The 23,995-nt window shown below is 33.7% G+C and carries 23 protein-coding genes and 2 tRNA genes; 18 read left to right on the top strand and 7 right to left on the bottom strand.

The window, feature by feature from the left end; translation table 11 throughout:
- The first annotated feature begins 15 nt into the window (after positions 1 to 15).
- The 4 genes from IYQ23_RS06435 to IYQ23_RS06420 all read left to right on the top strand — a co-directional run bounded on the left by IYQ23_RS06435 (position 16) and on the right by IYQ23_RS06420 (position 2,346).
- Positions 16 to 1,338: a sensor histidine kinase gene (locus tag IYQ23_RS06435; RefSeq protein ID WP_024052477.1), complete on the top strand. Its 1,323-nt coding sequence runs from the start codon at positions 16 to 18 to the stop codon at positions 1,336 to 1,338.
- Positions 1,338 to 2,087, top strand: a complete 750-nt coding sequence (gene comE / locus IYQ23_RS06430; RefSeq protein ID WP_022526721.1) for a competence system response regulator transcription factor ComE — start codon at positions 1,338 to 1,340, stop codon at positions 2,085 to 2,087. The genes IYQ23_RS06435 and comE overlap by 1 nt, the downstream gene beginning before the upstream one ends.
- Before the next feature lie 108 nt (positions 2,088 to 2,195).
- A tRNA-Glu gene (locus IYQ23_RS06425) sits at positions 2,196 to 2,267 on the top strand.
- A 5-nt stretch (positions 2,268 to 2,272) separates the two neighbouring features.
- A tRNA-Asn gene (locus IYQ23_RS06420) sits at positions 2,273 to 2,346 on the top strand.
- An 88-nt stretch (positions 2,347 to 2,434) separates the two neighbouring features.
- On the opposite strand, the gene IYQ23_RS06415 is transcribed toward IYQ23_RS06420, so the two are convergent.
- Both IYQ23_RS06415 and IYQ23_RS06410 read right to left on the bottom strand, forming a co-directional pair.
- A complete protein-coding gene (locus IYQ23_RS06415) occupies positions 2,435 to 5,011 on the bottom strand; it encodes a YfhO family protein (RefSeq protein ID WP_195674416.1) in 2,577 nt (858 codons plus the stop codon).
- A gap of 66 nt (positions 5,012 to 5,077) precedes the next feature.
- Complete coding sequence (locus tag IYQ23_RS06410) at positions 5,078 to 6,700, bottom strand: ABC-F family ATP-binding cassette domain-containing protein (protein ID WP_195674415.1); 1,623 nt, start codon at positions 6,698 to 6,700, stop codon at positions 5,078 to 5,080.
- A gap of 155 nt (positions 6,701 to 6,855) precedes the next feature.
- Here IYQ23_RS06410 and IYQ23_RS06405 point away from each other — a divergent pair, with 155 nt between their 5' ends.
- The 5 genes from IYQ23_RS06405 to guaB all read left to right on the top strand — a co-directional run bounded on the left by IYQ23_RS06405 (position 6,856) and on the right by guaB (position 11,841).
- On the top strand, positions 6,856 to 7,395 hold the full coding sequence (locus IYQ23_RS06405; protein WP_022526724.1) for an NAD(P)H-dependent oxidoreductase: 540 nt from the start codon (positions 6,856 to 6,858) through the stop codon (positions 7,393 to 7,395).
- Between the two features lie 22 nt (positions 7,396 to 7,417).
- A complete protein-coding gene (locus IYQ23_RS06400; protein WP_195674414.1) occupies positions 7,418 to 8,107 on the top strand; it encodes a triose-phosphate isomerase in 690 nt (229 codons plus the stop codon).
- A gap of 20 nt (positions 8,108 to 8,127) precedes the next feature.
- Positions 8,128 to 9,123, top strand: coding sequence for a UDP-glucose 4-epimerase GalE (gene galE / locus IYQ23_RS06395; protein WP_022526726.1), 996 nt, complete (start codon positions 8,128 to 8,130; stop codon positions 9,121 to 9,123).
- An 81-nt stretch (positions 9,124 to 9,204) separates the two neighbouring features.
- Positions 9,205 to 10,230, top strand: a complete 1,026-nt coding sequence (gene trpS / locus IYQ23_RS06390) for a tryptophan--tRNA ligase (RefSeq protein ID WP_106100826.1) — start codon at positions 9,205 to 9,207, stop codon at positions 10,228 to 10,230.
- Positions 10,231 to 10,359: 129 nt separating this feature from the next.
- A complete protein-coding gene (guaB, locus tag IYQ23_RS06385; protein WP_195674413.1) occupies positions 10,360 to 11,841 on the top strand; it encodes an IMP dehydrogenase in 1,482 nt (493 codons plus the stop codon).
- Between the two features lie 88 nt (positions 11,842 to 11,929).
- Here the strand turns inward: guaB and recF are convergent, their stop codons facing one another.
- Both recF and yaaA read right to left on the bottom strand, forming a co-directional pair.
- On the bottom strand, positions 11,930 to 13,027 hold the full coding sequence (recF, locus tag IYQ23_RS06380) for a DNA replication/repair protein RecF (RefSeq protein WP_106384229.1): 1,098 nt from the start codon (positions 13,025 to 13,027) through the stop codon (positions 11,930 to 11,932).
- Position 13,028: 1 nt separating this feature from the next.
- On the bottom strand, positions 13,029 to 13,409 hold the full coding sequence (gene yaaA / locus IYQ23_RS06375; RefSeq protein WP_106100824.1) for a S4 domain-containing protein YaaA: 381 nt from the start codon (positions 13,407 to 13,409) through the stop codon (positions 13,029 to 13,031).
- A 175-nt stretch (positions 13,410 to 13,584) separates the two neighbouring features.
- Between yaaA and yfmF the strand changes: the two genes are divergently transcribed.
- The 8 genes from yfmF to IYQ23_RS06335 all read left to right on the top strand — a co-directional run bounded on the left by yfmF (position 13,585) and on the right by IYQ23_RS06335 (position 20,774).
- Positions 13,585 to 14,832, top strand: a complete 1,248-nt coding sequence (gene yfmF / locus IYQ23_RS06370; protein ID WP_324253124.1) for an EF-P 5-aminopentanol modification-associated protein YfmF — start codon at positions 13,585 to 13,587, stop codon at positions 14,830 to 14,832.
- Positions 14,832 to 16,127 (top strand): EF-P 5-aminopentanol modification-associated protein YfmH, encoded by a 1,296-nt coding sequence (gene yfmH / locus IYQ23_RS06365; RefSeq protein ID WP_195674411.1) that lies wholly within the window; start codon positions 14,832 to 14,834, stop codon positions 16,125 to 16,127. The genes yfmF and yfmH overlap by 1 nt, the downstream gene beginning before the upstream one ends.
- Before the next feature lie 58 nt (positions 16,128 to 16,185).
- Entirely contained in the window at positions 16,186 to 17,007 is an 822-nt protein-coding gene (gene rodZ / locus IYQ23_RS06360; protein ID WP_195673611.1) for a cytoskeleton protein RodZ, read from the top strand.
- A gap of 10 nt (positions 17,008 to 17,017) precedes the next feature.
- Positions 17,018 to 17,557: a CDP-diacylglycerol--glycerol-3-phosphate 3-phosphatidyltransferase gene (gene pgsA / locus IYQ23_RS06355; RefSeq protein ID WP_003026786.1), complete on the top strand. Its 540-nt coding sequence runs from the start codon at positions 17,018 to 17,020 to the stop codon at positions 17,555 to 17,557.
- Between the two features lies 1 nt (position 17,558).
- Positions 17,559 to 18,386, top strand: a complete 828-nt coding sequence (locus tag IYQ23_RS06350) for an energy-coupling factor ABC transporter ATP-binding protein (RefSeq protein ID WP_003026783.1) — start codon at positions 17,559 to 17,561, stop codon at positions 18,384 to 18,386.
- Entirely contained in the window at positions 18,371 to 19,210 is an 840-nt protein-coding gene (locus IYQ23_RS06345) for an energy-coupling factor transporter ATPase (protein WP_003026778.1), read from the top strand. The genes IYQ23_RS06350 and IYQ23_RS06345 overlap by 16 nt, the downstream gene beginning before the upstream one ends.
- Positions 19,203 to 19,997, top strand: a complete 795-nt coding sequence (locus IYQ23_RS06340; protein WP_126467985.1) for an energy-coupling factor transporter transmembrane component T family protein — start codon at positions 19,203 to 19,205, stop codon at positions 19,995 to 19,997. Before IYQ23_RS06345 ends, IYQ23_RS06340 begins: the two co-directional genes overlap by 8 nt.
- A 156-nt stretch (positions 19,998 to 20,153) precedes the next feature.
- On the top strand, positions 20,154 to 20,774 hold the full coding sequence (locus IYQ23_RS06335) for a LysM peptidoglycan-binding domain-containing protein (RefSeq protein WP_195674410.1): 621 nt from the start codon (positions 20,154 to 20,156) through the stop codon (positions 20,772 to 20,774).
- A gap of 137 nt (positions 20,775 to 20,911) precedes the next feature.
- On the opposite strand, the gene IYQ23_RS06330 is transcribed toward IYQ23_RS06335, so the two are convergent.
- Genes IYQ23_RS06330 through sdaAB form a run of 3 tightly spaced genes read right to left on the bottom strand, consistent with a single transcriptional unit; the run spans position 20,912 to position 23,173 of the window.
- Entirely contained in the window at positions 20,912 to 21,568 is a 657-nt protein-coding gene (locus tag IYQ23_RS06330) for an HAD hydrolase-like protein (RefSeq protein ID WP_022526737.1), read from the bottom strand.
- Between the two features lie 52 nt (positions 21,569 to 21,620).
- A complete protein-coding gene (gene sdaAA / locus IYQ23_RS06325) occupies positions 21,621 to 22,493 on the bottom strand; it encodes an L-serine ammonia-lyase, iron-sulfur-dependent, subunit alpha (protein ID WP_003031553.1) in 873 nt (290 codons plus the stop codon).
- A gap of 8 nt (positions 22,494 to 22,501) precedes the next feature.
- Entirely contained in the window at positions 22,502 to 23,173 is a 672-nt protein-coding gene (sdaAB, locus tag IYQ23_RS06320; RefSeq protein ID WP_022526738.1) for an L-serine ammonia-lyase, iron-sulfur-dependent subunit beta, read from the bottom strand.
- Between the two features lie 258 nt (positions 23,174 to 23,431).
- Here sdaAB and IYQ23_RS06315 point away from each other — a divergent pair, with 258 nt between their 5' ends.
- Positions 23,432 to 23,959, top strand: a complete 528-nt coding sequence (locus IYQ23_RS06315) for a M23 family metallopeptidase (RefSeq protein ID WP_195674409.1) — start codon at positions 23,432 to 23,434, stop codon at positions 23,957 to 23,959.
- Positions 23,960 to 23,995 lie beyond the last annotated feature (36 nt).

Here is a 23,995-nt window from a genome sequence, read left to right as displayed (position 1 = left end):
TAGGAGAATAATATTGTGAAAATAGAATTTGTACATTGGATTATTTTCTCAATTATAGAAGCTGTTTCTGTTGTATATTGCTATAAGAAAATAAGTAGAGTGAATAAAGTGAATATTCACTTTACTTTGTTGTGTTTAGGAATTGTATTTTCAACTGATTTAACTACTTTAATACATTATTCCATTAGATATATGATGTTTTTTATTCAACCATTATTTTTTTATTTATATTTTTTTAAAGTAAAAAAAGTTAGAAGACATCTTTCTGTATTTTTAGCACTATTTTTATCTTTAGCTGTGTCAAGTTCTGAAACCTTCTTTTCAGTCATTATTTCTTCTGTTACAGGTGATAAGTTTGTTGATAGATACTGGGGATTGTTCTATATTTTTATCAATATTATTTCTTTAATTTTTATTTTAAAAGCAATTGATTATTTTAAGTTTAATTTTAAATATTTTAAAAAGGCGGATTTCAAAGAGAATATTTTGCAGTTAAACTTTTATCTCTTATTTATTCATTTTTTATTAAATTTATCGCATTGGCTTAGTAATATGAAAAATTTAAATAGTTTTTCTAGTATGATTGCTACAATTTGCTTTTTAATGTTTATGTCAACTTTATTCTACTTACAATCTATTCGCGAAAAGTATGAAAAAGAAGAACAAATTAAACAAAAAGAACGAGAACAACTACAATTACAAAAATATACAGATGAAATAGTGAGTCTGTATAATGAAATTCGAGGTTTTCGTCATGATTATGGAGGAATGTTGGCAAGCTTCCAATCAGCCATTCATACAGGAGATATAAAAGAAGTAGAGCGAATTTATCAGGAAGTGCTAGTAAATGCTAATTTACAACTTCGTTCAGATAAATATACGTATTTTGATTTAAATAATGTTGGAGATTCAGCACTTAGAAGTGTTATGACACAAACCTTATTTAAGACGCGTGACTATAATATAGAATTAACATTTGAAGTAAAAGATTTTGTCAAACCCTTGCCGATTAAATTGTTAGATTTGGTTAGAATGACAAGCGTCCTTTTGAATAATGCCATAGAAGGAGCAGCAGAAAGTTATCAAAAAACGATGAATGTTTCTTTGGTGGATTTAGATACAGAAACAATCTTAGTTATTCAAAATTCACGTAAGAAACGACCGCTAGATTTAGAAGAGATTTACCAAACTGATTTTTCAACAAAGGGTGAAGGACGTGGTTTAGGCTTAAGCAATATCAAAGAAATTATTAACAACTATGAAGGAATTATCCTCGATACTAAAATTGAGGATGAATATTTTACACAAGTAATAAGAGTAAGGAAAGAAGGTTTATAATGAAAGTATTAGTATTAGAAGATGAAATTACACATCAAGTAAGAATGGAAACAACTTTGGCAGAGATTGCAAAAGAAATGGGAATTACGATAAAAGTTAAAGTAACTGGAAAAGTAAGGGAATTTAAAGAATATATTGAAAACGATGAAGTAAATCAATTATATTTTTTAGATATTGATATCAAAGGAGAGGAAACAAAAGGTTTAGAAATAGCAAAATTTATACGTCATCACAATCCGTATGCCATTATTGTTTTTGTTACAACGAAATCAGAATTTGCCACTATGACCTTCAAATATAAGGTATCTGCACTGGATTTTGTTGATAAAAATTTGAGTGATGTTGCTTTTAAAAAACATATAAAAGACAGCATTGAGTATACAAAAGCGACATTGATTGAAAATAAAGATATGGTGGATTATTTTGAATATAGCTTTCGTGGCGGAGAGGTTAGAATGCCTTTTAATGACATTTTATATATTGAAACGACAGGCTCTTCTCATAAATTAAGAATTGTCGGTAAAAACTTTTTTAAAGAATTCTATGGCACTATTGCAGATATTCAAGAAAAAGATAAAGAAACAAGACGTTTCTTTTCACCTCATAAATCCTACCTAGTCAATATTGGAAACATCAAAGGTTATGACAAAAAAATGCGAGAAATAATTTTTTATGAAGATCATCGTTGTCCGATTACTCGAATGAAAATTGGAAAATTAAAAGCTATTTTAGAGGAATTAAAAGGATAAATAGAATAGATAATGAAATAGCAAATATAGTTAAATTTTTAAATAAAAACTATTGACAAAGTTCTCCAAACTGGTATAATAGTATATGTTCTGTGAAAGAACATATATGGTCCGTTGGTCAAGGGGTTAAGACACCGCCTTTTCACGGCGGTAACACGGGTTCGAATCCCGTACGGACTATATCATCCGGCATAGCTCAGTTGGTAGTAGCGCATGACTGTTAATCATGATGTCGTAGGTTCGAGTCCTACTGCCGGAGCTACTAAGCATTCTTTAGGAATGCTTTTTTTACATTGTAAAAATATAATAAAAACCAAACTGTTTTCTTGTGCAGTTTGGTTTTTCAATTATAACGATTTTTTCTTACGTATCTTATTGTAAATTATAAATAACGCGATTCCAGATAAAAATGCTGTACTACCTTCTTTAAGACCATTTGGGATAAATGTCAGTTTTATTTTTCCTGCGCCTTTTTTGACATCAATTTTCATAAAGCCATTTTGTGCTCTTGAAATTTTAATTGATTTTCCGTTTTGTGTGGCAGTCCAACCTTTATCATAAGGAATTGTGAAGAATAAAGAACTATCTCGTTGAGCTTGATAATGTGCTGTTATTGTATTATGTTTTGTTGTCACAGATACTTTTTGTCGTTGAATCTTGTTTATCGCTTGTTGAAAATGACTGGTGTCAAGCTTATAAAATTCAGGACTATCAAATGAAACTTTTGAATTATCTGGGAAAGATATTTTAACGGTTATGATTTGTTTTTGCTTAAAATAACCAAGATTAAAAAATGGAAAGACATTGTTGGTACCATAATGCATTTTTTGATTGTTATTTACAGTTATGTCAACTGATTTTTGGTTATCATTTGAGAAAGTTAAGTTTGGCAGAGTTAAATAAACTTGACTATTTGCTGGAACTTCTAAAGTGTAAGTGATGCTGGCAAAAGAGTCATAACTTTCTTTATCTACTTCTGCAGCTATTCTATTTCCAACTTGCTTAACATTATGATTACTTGTAGGAGGTAATCTGTGATAGTATTTTAAATTTAATCCAGAAAGCTGATTGAGAAAACGAGTTTGATTATCTAATGTTAAGTGATTAAACTTTACATCTCTGTAAATTGAATTTGTTAAAAATGCTAGTGAATTAGCATTTTTATTTTCATAAAGTGTTAAATTATCTTTCGTTTTAATGGAAGTAAAACCATATTTTTGAGGATTGTTTGTTGAAATATTATATTTTACACCCAATAAGCTATCCATAAGGATACTATTGTTTTGATAACGTAAGTTTAAATTAGTTCCAGATGATTTAAAACCTAATTTATCAAGAATAGAACTAGCTGCAATATTGCGAACAGAAGAAAATTGAGAGATACCATTATAATTGTATTTCATACTGTCATTTCCGGTTTGAATAGCTAATTTTTCAGTTCTAAAGAAATTGGAATTTTTCTTTTTACTGTAGTTGACGAGTAAATCAATAGCTGTTAAATCTTGTTCATAAGCATTTCTACTTGCAAAGACCCATTCTTTTGCAATTCCTTCCATTTGATAAAAACTATTTAAACTTAGTTCAAAGCAAACAAATAATAAAGTAGAAACAGTAAATATTTTAACAGAAATATATTTTTTTGCATAAGCCCAAGAAATTAAAAGATAAGCGACTAAAAATTCTAACGTTAAGATGAAATTAACAGAACCTAAAAATTTATAATGCTTCTTAAAAATAAAAGTAGCAATAAAACCAAGTCCTAAGATAGAAAAACTGGCTAGAATGTTTGTGAATTTAATTTCTTTTAGACGCTCCAAGCTTTCAGCCGCTAAGAAAATAATGACAGTAGAAAAAGTCCAAGAGTAACGATGTAGGAACATATTTGGCGCGTGCATACCTTGCCAGAGCAGATCCAAAGGCTGTAAGTAAAAACTAGCTACTAAGAATATAATTAAAATAACATAGGAAAGTTTCACGTGAAACTTAATAGACTTTAAAGTGAAGAAGAGAATCGCTAGTAATAATGGAATAAGCCCAACATAAATCATTGGAATAGAGCCATATTTAGTTGTGTCAAAAGATCCAACAAAGTTTTTGGCAAAAATATCTAAATACCAGCTTTTTTCAGTCAGTAAGGTTGTCACTTTTGTTAATTTTTCACCATGAGTTTTTAAATCTAGAAAGGTTGGCAGAATCATGATGAGGCTAGTTATACCAGCTAAAATTGACACAACTGTAAAGTCTATGAAAGATTTAATCCTAATTTTAAAGTTCCATGAAGTTTGAACAAAGAACCACAATACAAGAAAGACTGCCATCATATACCCAAAATAATAATTTTGAATAAAAAGAATTGACAAAGCTATAAAGTAAAGAACACGTCTTTTTTGAGTAATCAACTGATGTAAACCAAGTAAAATAAGTGGAATAATAATGAAGACATCTAGCCAAGTTTTTATTTCAAGTTGACTAACTGCAAAACTCATTAGAGCGTAGGAAGTTGACAGTATTAATATAAGATAAGGAGAAATTTTTTTAAAGATACCTTTAATACTGATGAAACAAGTTAATCCCATCAAACCAAACTTTATCAAAGTAAATAAGTATACTTCATCTGGCATATTTTTTAGATTGAAAAAATAAACTAAAGGTGATAAAAAACTCCCTAGATAATAGCTAGATAAGGCATAAAAGTTCAAACCGAGTCCACTTGTAAACGTATAAAAGATGTTATCTGTACCATGCAAAATATTCCTTAAAGTGACATCAAAAATAACATATTGATGAAATCCGTCTCCTAATAGCGGAGAAGTGTCACTTTTCCAATAGATTCCATTTATAAGGTAAGTTATAAACAGAATCAAAAATGGAATAAAAAAGGCTATCAAATAATAATTTTTGAAGAGTTTTTTGATTTTTTTCATAAGCTATCGTAAAATACTAAAATTTAAGGAACTGAATCTTTCATCAGCTCCTATTTTTTGAAAAGTTTAATCTTTCCAAAGACTATTGACTTTTTCTTGTACTTCTTGATTTTCTAAAAATTCATCATAGGTTTCGTCAATACGATCAATGACACCATTTTTAGAAAGAACAATAATATGATTAGCAAGTGTCTGGATAAATTCATGATCGTGGCTAGCAAAAATAATAGATTCTTTAAAGTTTTTCAGACCGTCATTTAGGCTAGAAATAGATTCTAAGTCTAAGTGGTTGGTTGGATCATCTAGTACCAAAACGTTTGATTTGAGAAGCATAAGTTTTGAAAGCATGACACGAACCTTTTCACCACCTGACAAGACATTGACAGACTTGTTAACCTCATCGCCAGAGAAAAGCATACGACCTAGGAAGCCTCGAAGGAAGGTGTTGTCATCTTCTTCTTTACTTGCAAATTGACGGAGCCAGTCAAGAATAGATTCATCGCTGGCAAAATCTTTGCTGTTGTCTTTTGGTAGATAAGATTGACTAGTTGTAACACCCCACTTGACAGTTCCTTCGTAGTCTATATCTCCCATGATAGCTCTGATTAATGCTGTTGTTTGGATATCATTTTGTCCAATCAAGGCTGTTTTGTCTCCTGGACGCAAGATAAAACTGATATTGTCAAGGATGACTTCACCGTCAATCTTGACAGAAAGATTCTCAACTGTCAAGAGGTCATTTCCAATTTCGCGTTCTGCTTTGAAATTAATAAATGGGTATTTACGGCTTGATGGGACAATCTCTTCTAGTTCAATTTTGTCAAGCATTTTTTTACGAGAAGTTGCTTGCTTAGATTTTGAAGCATTAGCAGAGAAGCGAGCAACAAATTCTTGCAGTTGCTTGATTTTTTCTTCAGCTTTAGCATTACGATCTGCTAAGAGTTTAGCAGCTAACTCACTAGATTCTTTCCAGAAATCATAGTTACCAACATAGAGTTTGATTTTACCGAAGTCCAAATCAGCCATGTGTGTACATACTTTATTGAGGAAGTGACGGTCGTGAGATACAACGATAACGGTGTTTTCAAAATCAATCAAAAAATCTTCTAGCCAAGAGATGGATTGAATATCAAGACCGTTTGTTGGTTCGTCTAGTAATAGAACATCTGGTTTACCAAATAGAGCTTTTGCAAGGAGAACTTTCACTTTATCTCCGTTTGATAATTCGCTCATATTTTGATAGTGGAGATTTTCTGGGATATTCAAGTTCTGGAGGAGTTGAGAGGTTTCACTTTCGGCCTCCCAACCACCTAACTCAGCAAATTCAGCTTCTAATTCAGCTGCTCGGACACCGTCTTCATCAGAAAAATCAGGTTTCATGTAAATGGCATCTTTTTCTTTCATAATGTTATAAAGATGCTCATTTCCCATGATAACTACATCAATCACTCGTTCTTCTTCATAATCAAAGTGATTTTGCCGAAGGACTGAGAGACGTTCGTCTGGTCCGAGTGAAATATTTCCAGTAGTTGGTTCGATATCTCCAGCTAGGATTTTTAAAAACGTTGATTTTCCTGCACCATTAGCACCAATTAAACCATAAGTATTTCCTTTTGTAAATTTGATATTCACATCATCAAATAATTTTCGATCACTAAAGCGTAGTGATACATCTGATACTGTAAGCAATATTTTTCTCCTAATTCTGTAATTAGTTTCATTTTACTAGAAAATTTGACTTTTTTCAAATGATTCGGGGATAAAATATGACATTTTAGAATATTGATAAGTAAGAGAAATTTCAAAAATTTATAATGAATTTAGAATATTTTTAGGAGGAGAAAATGAAAATTTTATTGGTAAATGGTTATCAAAAACATGAGTTTTGTAAAGGAGAATTAAATTTTAGTTTGTATAATATTATGTTGGATAAATTACGTCACAATCATGATGTGCAATTATCGTCAGTTGAGGACTATAATGTAATAGACGAGAGAAATAAGTTTTTGTGGGCAGATTTGATTATTTTTCAATTTCCTATTTATTGGTTTAATGTACCTGGGAAGTTGAAATTATATATGGATGAAGTCTTTGAATATAGTCAATTTTATTCATTTGCAGATACTTATGGACAAGGTGGTTTAATGAAAAATAAAGAATATATCTTATCCACAACTTGGAATGCCCCAGAAGAAGTTTTTAATAATCCGGCTGCATTTTTTGATGGAAAAAATGTAGATGATGTTTTGATTTCATTCCATAAGACCATGGAATTTTGTGGTTTAAAGAAAAGAAAAACACTATCTTTTCATAATGTTGTGAAAAATCCTCAATTTAAATTTTATAAACAGACAATAGAAGATTATTTTTTAAAAGAGTTGTAAATAGTGTAAAGGGGGGCGTAGAGTGTTAGTTGTTTTTAATTTTAAAAATCAGATGTCAATCAAGCAACAATTAGAATTGTTAGAGAAGTTCAATCAACCAATGAGCAAACATCATCAATTGATTATTGATCCTATCATACCGGATTATAATGTATATCATTTTGACATTGCAGTTCAAAATTTGTCAATTAAAGGAAGAAATGTAGGTGATTTATCGCCTCAACATTTAAAACATTACAATATAAATTATGCTTTTGTAGGTCATTTAGAAAGGCAAAAGTATTTAAATGAAACAACAAGAATGATTCGCTCAAAGATTGACAATGCTTTACAGAAAGATATTATTCCTATTATTTGTGTAGGAAATCATGAAAATCCTATTTTTGAATGCGCAACATATTTAGATGATCTAGATCTTCAGGATAAACATATTATTGTAGCTTACGAAATATTGAGTGCAACATTAAAAGGAAAAAAAGATTATTCCTTTACAGATGTTGAAGAAAGTTTTCAAGATTTAAAAGATTATTTGGATAATTTAAGTGTAAAGTTTGGGTTTACATATCAGTTGATTTTTGGTGGTGGTGTAAACCGTGAAGATATTGAACAGATTTTAACTATTGGATTTGATGGGATTCTTATTGGAGATAGAATTGAAAGCTTGGTTGAAACACACCAATACTTACTAAAAGATACTCTTGTATTGATGTAAAAAGATAAGAGGGAGAAAAAATGAAATCAATTTTAGTGACAGGAGGAGCTGGATACATTGGCTCTCATACTGTAAAGGCGCTTTTAGATGCTGGTTATGATGTACATGTTTTGGATAATCTAGCATCAGGTGTTAGGGAAGCGGTGGATGTAAGAGCACGCTTTAAAGAACTGGATGTTTATGATGAGTCTGCATTAAAAGCTTATTTACAATCTTATAAAATTGATGCTGTGCTACATTGTGCGGGTGAAATAGTCGTTAGTGAAAGTATTGAAAATCCCAGTAAATATTTTTCGGCAAATGTAGCAGGTATGAATCAGGTGTTAAAAGTATTATCAGAAGTAGGAATTGATAAAATTATATTTTCTTCTACAGCTTCAGTTTATGGCAATAATTGTATGGATAAACCTGCAAATGAAGATACGCTATTAAATCCAGTAAATCCTTATGCAGAGACAAAACTGATGGGAGAACGCATGATTTATTGGATGGCCAACCGCTATAGTTGGAAATATGTCATTTTTCGGTATTTTAATGTTGCTGGCGCTGCTATGGATGCTTCAAATGGTTTGAGAGTTAAAAAACCGACACATATCATCCCTAATATTAATAAAACGGCTCTTGGACAAAATGATGCTTTAAAAATTTATGGCGATGATTATGAAACGCGAGATGGCTCATGCATTCGTGATTATATTCATGTTTTAGATTTAGCGCAGGCACATGTAAAGGGATTTGATTATTTGTTTACAGATTCGTCAACTTCACAGATTTTCAATTTAGGAACAGAACAAGGTTATACTGTCAAGGAAATTTACAATACTGCAGAGCAAATTTTACAGCAAAAAATTCCTCATGAAATTGTGGCGCGTCGTTCTGGTGATCCAGCAAGTGTGTTAGCAAATGCCTCTAAAGCAAAAGAATTTTTAAATTGGCAAGCAACTTATTCTTTGAAAGATATTATTTTCTCTGATTATAGATGGCGTGTGAAAGCTGGTAATTCCATTGTCGAATAATTTTAAGAAGTATAGAAATAGTTTCTACACATTTTTCTTGAAAATGGTATAATATTATCAAGAAAATTCAAGGAGAATGTGATGTCAAAACCTATTATTTTAACAGGAGATCGTCCAACAGGAAAATTACATATTGGTCATTATGTAGGAAGTTTGCGAAATCGTGTTTTATTACAAGATGAAGGAAAATATGAATTATTTGTATTTTTAGCTGATCAGCAAGCCTTGACAGATCATGCTAAGGATCCTAAGACAATTGTAGAGTCAATTGGAAATGTAGCATTAGACTATTTAGCTGCTGGATTAGATCCTGAAAAGACAACCATTTTTATTCAAAGTCAAATTCCTGAGTTGTCAGAATTGTCAATGTATTATATGAATTTGGTGTCATTAGCGCGTTTGGAACGTAACCCAACTGTCAAGTCAGAAATTGCTCAAAAGGGATTCGGTGAAAGCATTCCAACTGGTTTTTTAGTTTATCCAATTGCACAAGCAGCAGATATTACTGCCTTTAAAGCGAATTATATTCCAGTAGGAAATGATCAAAAACCAATGATTGAACAAACTCGTGAAATTGTACGTTCTTTTAACTATACTTATAATTGTGATGTCTTAGTAGAACCTGAGGGCATTTATCCTCAAAATGAAGCAGCAGGACGTTTGCCGGGGCTTGACGGAAATGCAAAAATGTCTAAATCTTTAAATAATGGTATTTATTTATCTGATGATATGGATACTCTACAAAAGAAAGTGATGAGCATGTATACTGATCCTGACCATATCAAGATTGAAGATCCTGGTAAAATAGAAGGCAATATGGTTTTCCATTATTTAGATGTGTTTGGTCGTCCAGAAGATGCGCGAGAAATTACAGCCATGAAGGAACACTATCAACGAGGCGGACTGGGAGATGTGAAAACAAAACGCTATTTATTAGAAATTTTAGAGCGCGAGTTAGGACCGATTCGTGAACGTCGTGTTGAATTTTCGAAAGATATGGGAGCAGTCTACACTATGCTACAAAAAGGTAGCGAAAAAGCACGTCAAGTAGCTAGTCAAACTCTTTCTGATGTAAAATCTGCTATGGGAATTAATTATTTCAAATAAATTAAGAAAGACTGTCACTAAAAGTGATGGTTTTTTAGATAATAGTGATTGACAAATACAGATAGAATGGTATCATATTAACAATAAATACGAGCTGTGCTCAATCAATAAAGAAAAGAGGAATTGTGGATGTCTAACTGGGACACTAAATTTTTGAAAAAAGGTTTTACTTTTGATGATGTATTACTCATTCCTGCAGAGAGTCATGTTTTGCCAAATGATGCGAATTTACAAACAAAATTGGCTAAAAATTTAACACTCAATATTCCAATTATCACGGCAGCAATGGATACTGTTACAGAAAGTAAAATGGCCATTGCTATTGCTCGTGCTGGAGGTCTTGGTGTTATCCACAAAAATATGTCTATTGAGCAACAAGCAGATGAAATTCGGAAAGTGAAACGATCAGAAAATGGAGTTATCATTGATCCATTCTTCTTGACTCCGACTCATACGGTATCAGATGCAGAAGAGTTGATGGAACGTTATCGTATCAGTGGTGTTCCTGTTGTTGAAACGCTTGAAAACCGCAAATTAGTTGGGATTATTACGAATCGTGATATGCGATTTATTACGGATTATAATCAACCTATTTCAGCGCATATGACGAGTAAAAATCTAGTAACTGCTCCTGTTGGGACAGACCTTGAAACGGCAGAGCGGATACTTCATGAGCATCGTATTGAAAAATTGCCATTGGTTGATGACTACGGTCGTTTATCTGGTCTGATTACAATTAAAGATATTGAAAAAGTAATTGAATTTCCAAATGCAGCTAAAGATGAATATGGTCGTCTTTTGGTTGCTGGTGCAGTAGGAGTTACTTCTGATACATTTGAGCGTGCAGAAGCTTTATTTGAAGCAGGTGCAGATGCTATTGTCATTGATACAGCACATGGACATTCAGCGGGAGTACTTCGGAAGATTGCTGAGATTCGTGAACATTTTCCAGAACGAACGTTGATTGCAGGAAATATTGCTACTGCAGAAGGTGCACGTGCGTTATACGATGCTGGAGTTGATGTTGTGAAAGTCGGAATCGGTCCAGGGTCAATTTGTACCACTCGTGTCATTGCTGGAGTTGGTGTACCTCAAGTGACGGCAATTTATGATGCTGCACAAGTTGCGCGTGAATATGGGAAAACAATTATTGCAGACGGAGGTATTCAGTATTCAGGAGATATTGTGAAGGCACTGGCTGCGGGAGGAAATGCGGTCATGCTCGGTTCAATGTTTGCTGGTACAGATGAGGCGCCAGGTGAAACGGAAATTTTCCAGGGTCGTAAGTTTAAAACTTATCGCGGAATGGGTTCGATTGCAGCTATGAAGAAAGGGTCAAGCGATCGTTATTTCCAAGGTTGTGTTAATGAAGCAAATAAATTGGTACCGGAAGGAATTGAAGGTCGTGTAGCTTATAAAGGTGCAGCAGCAGATATCGTTTTCCAAATGATTGGGGGAGTTCGTTCTGGTATGGGATATTGTGGAGCAGCCAATCTCCAAGAGCTATATGACAAAGCTCAATTTATTGAAATGAGTGGAGCTGGTTTGAAAGAAAGCCACCCTCATGATGTTCAAATTACGAATGAAGCTCCAAACTATTCTGTACAATAAGATCTATTATAAAAGCTCTGCAGTAGATAATGCAGAGCTTTTATAATTAACATACTTTACAAACGTGTAAAGCGTGTTAATATCTAGTTTATACCTTGTCTTCAGTTAAATGTCCTTCATGAATTGAGAAAATTTTAATATTAGAAGGCATGTTTTGTAGATGTTCTAGAGTTGTTGTTGTCATAAATGTTTGGATATTTTGAGAAATAGTTTCAAGTAAATTAAGTTGACGACTATTGTCAAGTTCACTCATAACATCGTCAAGTAGAAGAATTGGTTTTTCTTTAGTAACAGTTTCCATGAGCTCAATTTCTGCCAGTTTGAGAGATAAAACCACGCTTCGATGTTGTCCTTGACTACCAAAATTGGCATTCATGTCATTGATATAAAAAGCAATATCATCTCGATGGGGACCAACTCCAGTATTTTTTTTAAATAAATCTCTACTACGGCTTTGCTTTAATGCAATTTGGAAAGATTCTTTTAACTTATTGGAATCTGAAAGTGGAACAGAAGAGCAGTACTTAATGGTTAAGTTTTCTAAATGACTTGAGAGTTCCAAATGTTTTTGTTGGCCAAAGTGCTCTAATTTTTTGAGAAATTCTATCCGATGCTGCATAACACGACAACCAAACTCTACTAACTGATCATCCAAGACAGTTAAAAAAGTCTCATCTATCGTTTTGGCTGTTTTTAAATAAGTATTTCTTTGTTTTAAGACATGGTGGTAATGTGATAAATCAGATAAATAGATTGGTTTAATTTGCCCCAATTCTATATCAATAAATTTTCGTCTAAGGGCTGGAGCTCCTTTAATCAACTGTAAATCTTCTGGAGCAAATAAAACAACATTCATATTTCCAACATAATCAGATAGTTTGCTTTGTTTTAGATGATTAACTTTTGTAATTCTTCCTTTAGGTGTCAAGTCAATTTCCAAAGAAATATTTCCAGTTTGCTTGACAAGTTGTCCAGATATTTTCAGGGTATCTTTGGAGAAATAAATTAAATCTTTGTCTGAACGAGTTCGATGACTTCTTGTCAATGCAAGAAAATAGATAGCTTCCAAGATATTTGTTTTTCCTTGAGCATTTTGACCCAGAAAAATATTGAGACCAGAATGAAAATCTATTTCAGTTGCTTCATAATTACGAAAATGTTGAATTTGTAAGTTTTTTAACCACATATTAAATACCTGGGAAGCGGATAGGAGCTTTTTTATTAGATTTATTGGCTTTTTGATTTACTGTTGTTGATTTACTTTTTTTGATATTTTTGTTCATTTCTTTTACAAGGGTGGCAACTCGTCTTTTTTCTAAAAGTTCTTTTTCATGCTCCCCCCTGTCCTTTTCATTTGGTGCAGTCAGCAGTATTTCTAATTTTTGATTTGGAAGAGTAATAGTATCGCCAATGTGAATTTTCTTTCCGCGGCGAGTTTCGAGCTCTCCATTAAAATAAACTTGATTTTCTTGAAGAAAACTTTTAATAGCACCACCACTTTGAATGATTCCGACTTCTTTTAATAAAGCTTGTAGAGTGATGTAGTCATCAAATAATTTATATTTCATAATTCACCTCGATCTTTGCCATTATATCATAATTAGATGAAAAGATGATATTAGAATTATCACAATCACACCATTAAGAAAACGTTTTAAGTTGAAAGAATAAAGCTTGAAGGAGAAATTAGGAATCGTTTCGTGATATAATAGAAGTCAATATTAAAAGAACATGAGGGACACTATGGAGCTGGTTTCTGGAGTAGATCTCCATTTTATAACATCCAAAAAATTTAAAACGAATCGAATAAAAATGAGGTTTTCAGCTCCGATGTCTACGGATACGATAGCGGGGCGCGTGCTGGTTGCAAGTATGCTTGAAACAGCTAATGAAGCCTATCCAACTTCGCAGATTTTTCGTGAACGATTAGCAACTCTTTATGGTGCCAACTTTTCAACGGGATTATCACGCAGAGGACTAATACATTACGTGGATTTGAATATCTCTTTTGTTAGCGATGCGTTTTTAAGTCGAAAAAATACACTAACAGGAGAGATACTTGATTTTTTAAAAGATAGCTTGTTAAAACCTTTAGCGAATGAAGGAGCTTTTAATCAGGCTGTTTTTGAAATTGAAAAAACGAATGTACTCAATGATTTAAAAGCTGAAAGTGAAGATCATTTTTATCACGCACATCAAGAGCTGAATAAATTATTTTATACAGAAAAGGAAATGCAAACTCCTCGTTTAGCTACGCCAGACTTAGTTGACAAGGAAACACCAGAAAGTAGTTTTGCTATTTTTCAAAAAATGCTTCAAAATGATAAAATTGATATCTTTTTTATGGGTGATTTTAATGAGATTGAAGTCTGTGAATATATGAAAACCTTTGGTTTACATCCTCGTCAACTTAGTTTACAACTGCATTATCATCAAGAATTTTCGAATGTTTTAAAAGAATCATTGGAGCGAAAAGATGCTCATCAATCTATTGTTGAATTAGGATATCATTTTTCTACTCAATATGGTGATAAGACTCATATCCCTCTTATTGTATTAAACGGACTTTTAGGTGGCTTTGCTCATTCAAAATTATTTGTTAATGTTCGAGAAAAAGAGGGTCTAGCTTATACAATTTCAAGTAGTATTGATATTTTTTCGGGTATGATGCGTATTTATGCTGGAATTGATAGGAAAAATCGAACAAAAACAGTGAGTTTAATTTATCGACAAATTGCAGATTTAAAAAACGGACATTTTACTGATGAGGCGTTAAATCAGACCAAAAAAATGCTACGAAATGCGATGCTCCTTTCTTTAGATAGGCAAAATACGTTGATAGAACAAGCTTATATGGCATCTGTTTTGCAGAAAACATTTATGCCAATTGCTGTTTGGTTAAATGCTTTAGAAGCAATCAGCCGAGAAGATATCATTGTTGCTGCAACACAACTCAGGCTACAAGCGATTTATTTTATGGAAGGAAAATAATGCAAACTTTAAAAATGGAGAGGAAGGATTATCCAGCAGTTGGAGAAGCAGTCTATCAGACTACTTTACGAAATGGTCTAAAAGTATTTCTTTTACCCAAACGAGATTTTAATGAAACTTATGGGATTATGACAGCAAATTTTGGCTCAATTGATACTTCTTTTATTCCACGTGGTTCTAATCAAGCTGTTCAATACCCTGCAGGAGTTGCACATTTTTTGGAACATAAATTATTTGAGGATGAAAATGGTCAAGATTTTTTACAACAGTTTGTTGAATTAGGCGCTGAGAGCAATGCCTTTACAAGTTTTACTAAGACCAGTTATCTTTTTTCGGCGACGGACAATGTTTTAGAAAATGTGAGATTGTTGCAAAGTTTACTAGAAAATGCTTATTTCACAGAAAAATCCGTTCAACGTGAACAGGGAATTATCCAGCAAGAAATTGATATGTACAAAGACAATCCAGATTATTGCCTGTTTTTTCACACTTTAGCAAATCTTTATCCAGACACTCCATTGGCAGAAGATATCGCAGGAAGCATTGAATCAGTTACAGAAATAACCGTTGAGGATTTGGATGAAAACTTTGAAACCTTTTATCATCCATCTAATATGAGTTTACTGCTGATTGGTAATTTTGACTTAGAAAAGACCATTGCTGTTATTCAGGAACAACACGAATCTTTGAAGGGAATTGATGAAGAAAGTTTGATTAGACGTTTTCCCCTTGCGTTAAATCCTGTTATTTCTACTGGGAGTGTTCGAATGGAAGTGGCAAGTTCTAAACTTGCAATCGGGTTACGTGGGAGTCAATCGTTAGCGGGAACCGATTTATTTCGTTATAAGACTGCTTTAAAACTGCTATTTGCAATGATGTTTGGTTGGACATCTAAAAGATTTCAAACGCTTTATGAGGCTGGAAAAATAGACAACTCATTATCGTTAGAAGTTGAAGTAGAAAAAGATTTTCACTTTGTGATGTTAACAATGGATACTAGTGAGCCAGTTGCTCTGTCTCACCAATTTCGTTCTGCGATTCGTGATTTTGAAAAAGACCCTGATGTAACAGAAGAGCATCTTGATATTATAAAAAGTGAAATGTTTGGTGATTTTTTACATGGACTGAATTCATTAGAATATATTGCCACTCAATACGAAACCTTTTCAGAAGGGGATAATCTATTTGATTTACCAAAAATATTACAGACAATCAGTTTAGTTGATGTGATTGAAATAGGACATCATTTTATTGATTCTTGTGAAATGATTGATTTCACTATTTTTCCAAAATGATTTCATATTTTGGTGAAATTTGGTAAAATAGTGTTTAATAGAAAGAAGGCTAGTGTGTATGAGAAAGAAAACAATCGGTGAAGTCCTGAGGTTAGCTCGTATTAATCAAGGAATGAGCTTGGAAGATTTACAAAAGAAAACAGATATTCAGTTAGAGCTACTGGAAGCTATGGAAGCTGATGATTTTGATCGTCTTCCCAGTCCCTTCTATGCTCGTTCTTTTCTAAGAAAATATGCTTGGGCTGTTGATTTAGATGAGCAAATTATTCTTGATGCTTATGAAGAAGGAAGCATGATTACTTATGATGAAGTGGATGTTGATGAGGAAGAGAATTTTAGAAGTCGAAGAACAAAAAAACAACGAACTTCTTTTTTACCATTATTTTATCTGACGATTCTTGCATTAGCTATTTTATCTTTTGTTAGTTATTATGTTTGGACATACGTTCACCATAACTCATTAACAACCACTCCTTCATCAAGTTATAGTGTTGTAAACAAACAGACAACCACTTCTTCTAGTTCGACTAGTGAGGCAACTTCTAGTGAATCTTCTAGCAGTTCAAAGACAAATTTGATTGTATCAGGAAATGGTAACAACTTGACAGCAACCTTGACAGGTGCAACTGGCCCTGTCAATTTAAAACTATCTGTTAGTGATACAACTAGTTGGGTAAGTGTTACAGGTACAGACTTAGAAGGTGGTGCAACATTAAGTCCTGAGAATCAAAGTGTGTCAACTACAATCTCTCCAGGGACCGCTTCAACAATTACTCTTGGTGTGGTTCAAGGTGTGACCATTACAATTGATAATCAACAGATTGATACGTCAGGCTTGACAAGTTTGACAGGTACAATTACACTTATAATAAATAGTTAAGGAAAAGAAAATGAAAAAAGAAAATATTCCCAATGCTTTAACTCTTTTGCGGATTGCTTTAATTCCAATTTTTATTTTAGTACTATCCTTGGGCCACTCTGTTGGAATACATGTCTTTGCAGCGATTATTTTTGCAGTAGCCAGCATTACAGATTATTTGGATGGATATTTGGCTCGTAAATGGAAGGTTGTAACAAATTTTGGGAAATTTGCTGATCCGATGGCAGATAAGTTATTGGTCATGTCAGCTTTTATTATGTTGATTGAAATGAATATGGCACCTGCTTGGGTGGTTGCGGTTATCATTTGTCGAGAGTTAGCTGTGACAGGTTTGCGGCTATTGTTGGTTGAAACTGGAGGAACAGTTTTAGCAGCAGCTATGCCTGGGAAAATAAAAACATTTACGCAGATGTTTTCCATTATTTTTCTGTTATTGCACTGGACACTGCTAGGACAAGTTTTGCTATATATTGCATTGATTTTTACGATTTATTCAGGTTATGATTACTTCAAAGGAAGTGCTTATCTCTTTAAAGACACATTTAGATAATATGAAAAATATCATTGAAGTTCAGCATTTAAAGTATAAATACGATAATCATGTAGATAGTTATATCCTTAAAGATGTGACGTTTCACGTGAAACAAGGAGAGTGGCTGTCTATTGTGGGGCATAATGGCAGTGGCAAGTCTACGACGATTCGTTTAATAGATGGCTTGTTGGAAGCAGAAAGTGGCGAGATTATCATTGATGGAGATAAATTAACTCTTGAAAATGTATGGGAAAAGCGCCGGCATATTGGGATGGTTTTTCAAAATCCAGATAATCAATTTGTAGGGGCGACTGTTGAGGATGATGTTGCCTTTGGTTTGGAAAATCAAGGGATGGGTTACCAAACGATGTTTGACAGAGTTCAAGAAGCATTAGACATTGTTGGAATGCAAGATTTTAAAGAACGTGAACCTGCAAGGCTTTCTGGTGGACAAAAGCAGCGCGTGGCTATTGCTGGTGTGGTTGCTTTGCGTCCTGACATCATTATTTTAGATGAAGCAACTAGTATGTTGGACCCAGAAGGGCGTTTAGAGTTGATTCAGACAGTTAAAAAAATTAAAGATCGACATGGTATGACTGTTATTTCTATCACGCATGATTTGGATGAAGTAGCTCTTAGTGACCGAGTTTTGGTGATGAAAGAAGGACAAGTAGAGTCAACTAGTACACCAAGTGAGCTTTTCTCACGAGTGGATTTAGAAGATTTAGGTTTAGATGAACCTTTTACAAATCAAGTAAAAGCAACTTTGCTGGACTCAGGCTTTCAATTGCCAGAGCGCTATTTAACAGAAAAAGAATTGCAGGATTATTTATGGGAATCACTTTAGAAAATGTAAGTTATACTTATCAAGCAGGCACTCCTTTTGAGAGTCCTGCCCTTTTTGAAGTCAATTTAGAAATAAAGGATGGCTCATATACTGCTTTGGTTGGTCATACAGGTAGTGGAAAATCAACTATTTTACAATTGCTGAATGGGCTTCTAGTGCCAACTGAAGGAAGTGTCGTGATTGATGATGTCAAAATTACTTCGACATCTATAAACAAGGATATTAAACAAGTACGTAAAAAGGTAGGTCTAGTTTTTCAGTTTGCTGAAAGTCAGATTTTTGATGAGACCGTTTTAAAAGATGTTGCTTTTGGTCCACAAAATTTTGGAGTATCAAAGGAAGACGCTGAACGTGTAGCACGTGAAAAGTTAACTCTTGTTGGAATTTCAGAAGAATTATTTGAACGTAGCCCATTTGAACTGTCTGGTGGACAAATGCGTCGAGTAGCCATAGCTGGTATTCTAGCCATGGAACCAAATATTCTTGTATTGGATGAGCCAACAGCGGGTTTAGATCCTGCTGGACGAAAAGAATTGATGAGTTTATTTAAACGATTACATGAAACAGGAATGACCATTGTTTTGGTAACGCATTTGATGGATGATGTCGCTAATTTTGCAGATACGGTCTATGTGATGGAAAAAGGAAGGTTAGTCAAAAGCGGAGAGCCTCGGCAAGTTTTTCAAGCTGTAGCATTTATGGAAAGTATTCAACTAGGAGTTCCCAAAATTACAAAATTTGCACAAGAATTAAAAAATAGAGGGCTAACTCTTCCGTATTTACCTATCACCATAAAAGAATTTAAGGAGTTACTACATGGATAGTATGATTTTAGGGCGATATGTTTCTGGAAATTCAATCATTCATCGACTAGATCCTCGCAGCAAACTTTTGTCAATGTTTCTCTTTATTTTAATTATCTTTTTGGCAAATAATATTGTAACCAATGGACTATTATTCGTCTTTACAATGTTATTAGTTGGACTTTCCAAAATTCCTTTAGGTTTTTTCCTTAAAGGATTAAGATCTATGGTCTTTTTGATTGCTTTTACCACTTTATTCCAACTATTTTTTACATCTGGTGGCACGACTTTATTTCAATTTGGCTTTATTAGAATTACTGAAGTAGGTCTGGCTCAGGCGGGTATCATTTTTAGTCGTTTTCTTTTGATTATTATTTTTTCTACCCTATTAACTTTAACAACAATGCCACTTAGTTTGGCAGACGCAGTTGAATCATTATTGCAGCCTTTAGCAGCATTAAAAGTGCCCGTTCATGAAATAGGGTTGATGTTATCAATGAGTTTACGTTTCGTTCCTACTTTGATGGATGATACGACACGGATTATGAATGCTCAAAGGGCGCGTGGGGTTGATTTTGGTGAAGGAAATATTGTTCAAAAAGTAAAATCAATTATCCCTATTTTAATTCCGTTATTTGCTTCTAGCTTTAAGCGTGCGGATGCTTTGGCGACTGCTATGGAAGCGAGAGGCTATCAAGGTGGTGTAGGAAGAAGTCGTTATCGGCAGTTGAGATGGAAAAAAGCAGATACCTTTTCTATTTTTATTATGTTTGCCTTAGGTTTGATGTTGTCTTTCTTAAAAAGTTAAAAAACTTATATTATTGTTAGCTAAAAAACGTCTTGAAGGGCGTTTTTTGCGTATAAAATCAATATTTCTGTAATCTTTGTAATACAATTATAAGATTATAGTAATATTTTATGTGTAATATAGTATTATACGAAAAAAGGAGAAATTGATATATACATGAATACAAAATCAATGAAATGGACTTTATCAGGACTTTTTACGGCAGTTGCTTTTTTTGCAACAGGAGCTATTGCAAGTGCTGAATCTTATACTGTTAAATCAGGTGATACTTTATCAGAAATCGCTAAAGAAAAAAATACATCAGTTGAAAAAATTGTTGAGCTCAATAGAATTGAAAATCCTGACTTGATTAAAGTTGGGCAAATTTTAGAACTTGATGAAGAGAAAAATTCAGAAGTTTCAACAGAAACTACAACAGAAGAAGCTGTAACTTATGAAGATGTGACATATAACGCACCTGCTGCTTCTACTACTTATTCGCAACCAGCTACAGCAAATACTTCTTCAAATGTTGTTCTTCCTAATGGAAATACTGCTGGTGCTACGGGATCTTATGCGGCTGCTCGTATGGCAGAATTGACAGGTGTCCCAGCATCAACTTGGGAGCATATTATTGCTCGCGAGTCAAACGGACAAGTAAATGCTTATAACCCATCAGGAGCTAGTGGTCTTTTCCAAACTATGCCAGGTTGGGGTTCAACAGCAACAGTAGATGATCAGATTCAAGCTGCTTACCGTGCTTATAATGCTCAAGGTCTTTCAGCTTGGAACTATTAAGCAAAATTTTATGATAAATGAGTAAACAAAAAGACGAACCATTGAGTAAAAAATGATTCGTCTTTTTCTATGGGTGATTGACTTAGCAAACATAGTTGTTTGTTTTAGAATCTTTGATTGTATATTGTAAATATGGTTTACAATTCATGTAAAGTATTATTTACCAAAGCTGTTAAAATTTTCTGAGGCGAATCTGAGATAAAATCTGCCTCATTGTCAGTTAATTCTTTCTTGTTTCCAAATCCCCACAGAACTCCTAAAGTAGCAATTCCGACTGATTTTCCACCAATTATATCAAATTTTGTATCCCCAACAATGATAGATTGTTCAAGATTAGCATGAGAATTATTTAAAGCACGAGTTATAACATCTGCTTTATGATAAGAATTTGGAAGAGAGCCGAAGATACCATTGAAATGTTTATCAATTTCTAGGTATTGTGCCATTTTATGGGCCATTGGTTCATTTTTACTAGTAGTAATATAGACATGGTAATCCGAATGTTCTAATTCTAACAACAGTTCTTTTATACCCTTGTAAAGTTGAGCTTCAAAAACACCGTTATTTTTATAGTATTCTCTAAAGAAAGCAATAGCTTGATTGACATTGGTCTCTGGCACTACAGAAGCGAAACTAACTTCTAAAGGTGGTCCAATGAAAGTATCCAGCTCTTTGCTATCAGGAGCTTTGATATTTAGTGAAGTGAATGCGTATTGGAAAGCATTCTTGATTCCTACAGAACTGTCAACAAGTGTTCCATCTAAGTCGAAAAAAATATATTTAAAATTTTGCATAGTCTAAATTCATGTTTACAGGGCTGTAAACTTTTTCCTTTTGTGTAGAAAGTTATTCTCCAAAAATTTCTTTGGATAATCTACGACCAGTAGGTGTAGCTGCCAATCCACCTTCAGCAGTCTCACGAAAGGCAGTCGGCATACTTGCTCCAACTTGATACATAGCGTCAACTACTTCGTCAACGGGAATTTTTGATTCAATACCTGCCAAAGCTATATCAGCGGCAATGAAAGCGTAGCTAGCTCCCATAGCATTTCGTTTGACACAGGGAACTTCTACTAGACCTGCAACGGGGTCACAGATTAATCCAAGCATATTCTTAATCACAAAACAAATTGCTTGGCTAGCTTGAAATGGGGTACCACCTGCTGCTAAAACAAGAGCTGCTGCACTCATGGCTGACGCTGATCCAACTTCTGCTTGACAGCCACCTTCAGCTCCTGAAATAGAAGCATTATTAGCGATGACTAGACCGAAAGCTCCAGCTGTTAATAAAAAGTCTAGTTGTTGTTTTTCAGTAAGATTTAATTTTTCGATAGCAGATGTAAGGACAGCGGGTAAACAACCAGCACTTCCTGCTGTTGGTGTTGCACAGACCAACCCCATTTTAGCATTGTATTCATTGACAGCAATAGCATTTTTTGCTGCCGTTAAGACAGTATAGTCCGAAAGAGCTTTTCCTGATTGAATATATTTGTGGAGTTTGGCTGCATCGCCACCTGTTAAACCACTCCGAGATTTACTTTCATCTAATCCCATAACGACAGAAGCTTTCATAACTTCTAGATTTCTAGTCATCAAGCGTAAGACTTCATCTCGTTCACGACCTGTCAGTTCGTATTCAGTAGCAATCATCAGTTCGGCAACACTACCCTGAAAGTCTAAATCTGCTTGCTCCACTAATTCTTTGATTGAATAAAACATAAACTCTCCTATTTAAAGAAATTGACATTATGAAGTTTAGGAATTTTCCTGATTTCCTCAATAGCTCCTTCACAGCTGCGACTGTCAATTTCAATGATCATAATAGCTTTTTCACCTGCTTTTTCTCTTGTGACATTCATCTGTGCGATATTGATGTTATAACGAGAAAGTGCTTCAGTAACATGAGCAATCATTCCAGGAACATCCTGATGGACGATAATAATTGTCGGGGTATTCATGCTGAGCGAAACAGAAAAACCATTTAATTCAGTCACTTGAATATTTCCACCACCAATGGAAATACCAGTAACACTAATCGCTTTTTGCTCATTTTTAATGGTGATTTTAGCTGTATTTGGGTGTGGAGCATTGCTATCTTTTTGAATCGTCCAGACAATTTTAATCCCTCTTTTATGGGCAATTTCTAGGCTATTGGGAATATCAGGGTTATCTGTATCCATTCCGAGAATCCCAGCTACAAGAGCCAAGTCCGTACCATGTCCACGATAAGTTTTCGCAAAAGAATTAAATAGTTGGAATTCAACTTCTGTTGGCTCGTCATCAAAAATTGATGAAACAATTTTTCCAATACGAACAGCACCTGCTGTATGACTACTAGATGGACCAATCATAACAGGACCAATAATATCAAAAACAGATTGAAATTTTAGTGAGTTCATCGTAACTCCTTATAAATTCATTATCTTCATTATATCAAAGTTCAGTATATTTTTCTGCCTTTTTAGCTAATAAGATGAATGTGACGTAAATTCTAAACTTCCTTTGAGGTCACTTTTCTTATAGTAACCTTAAAGCAAATAAATATAGGATGGATTTTAGTCTCTCTTCAATTTGTTTGTAATATTTTTAATGAAAGGAAAAAACAATAGTAATAATTAAGGTATATGATAGTTTTATCACAGAAAAGGAGAATTTAAATGATATTGAATTTAAATAACACAAATAAAAAAACAAAAGTAGGTTTAATGAGCTTAGCAGCAACAGCGCTGTTCTTTCTTCCTACACTTGCAAACGCAGATAGTTATACAGTAAAATCTGGAGATACACTTTCAGCTATTGCTGCATCACATAATACAACAGTTGATAAAATTGCTCAGAAGAATAAAATTAGCAATATTCATCTGATTAGTGTTGGGCAGGTATTGGAGTTAGATGATACTGCTACAAGCACTACAACTGCGGAGTCAAGTAATTCTGCAACTACCACATCTGGTCTGAGTGCTGAAGATGCAGCTGCAAAAGAATGGATTGCGCAAAAAGAATCAAGTGGCAGTTATACAGCCCAAAATGGACAATATTATGGTCGTTACCAATTGAGTTTATCATATTTAAATGGTGACTTGTCAGCAGAGAATCAAGAAAAAGTAGCAGACGCTTATGTAGCAGGTCGTTATGGTTCTTGGTCAGCTGCTAAGATTTTCTGGTTAGCAAATGGCTGGTATTGATGAATACAAAAAATGATTGAGGTTGGGACAAAATGT

It is taken from the genome of Streptococcus sp. HF-100 (genome assembly GCF_015594635.1).
Lineage (GTDB): Bacteria > Bacillota > Bacilli > Lactobacillales > Streptococcaceae > Streptococcus > Streptococcus vaginalis.
This window is presented reverse-complemented; position numbering and strand designations above follow the sequence as displayed.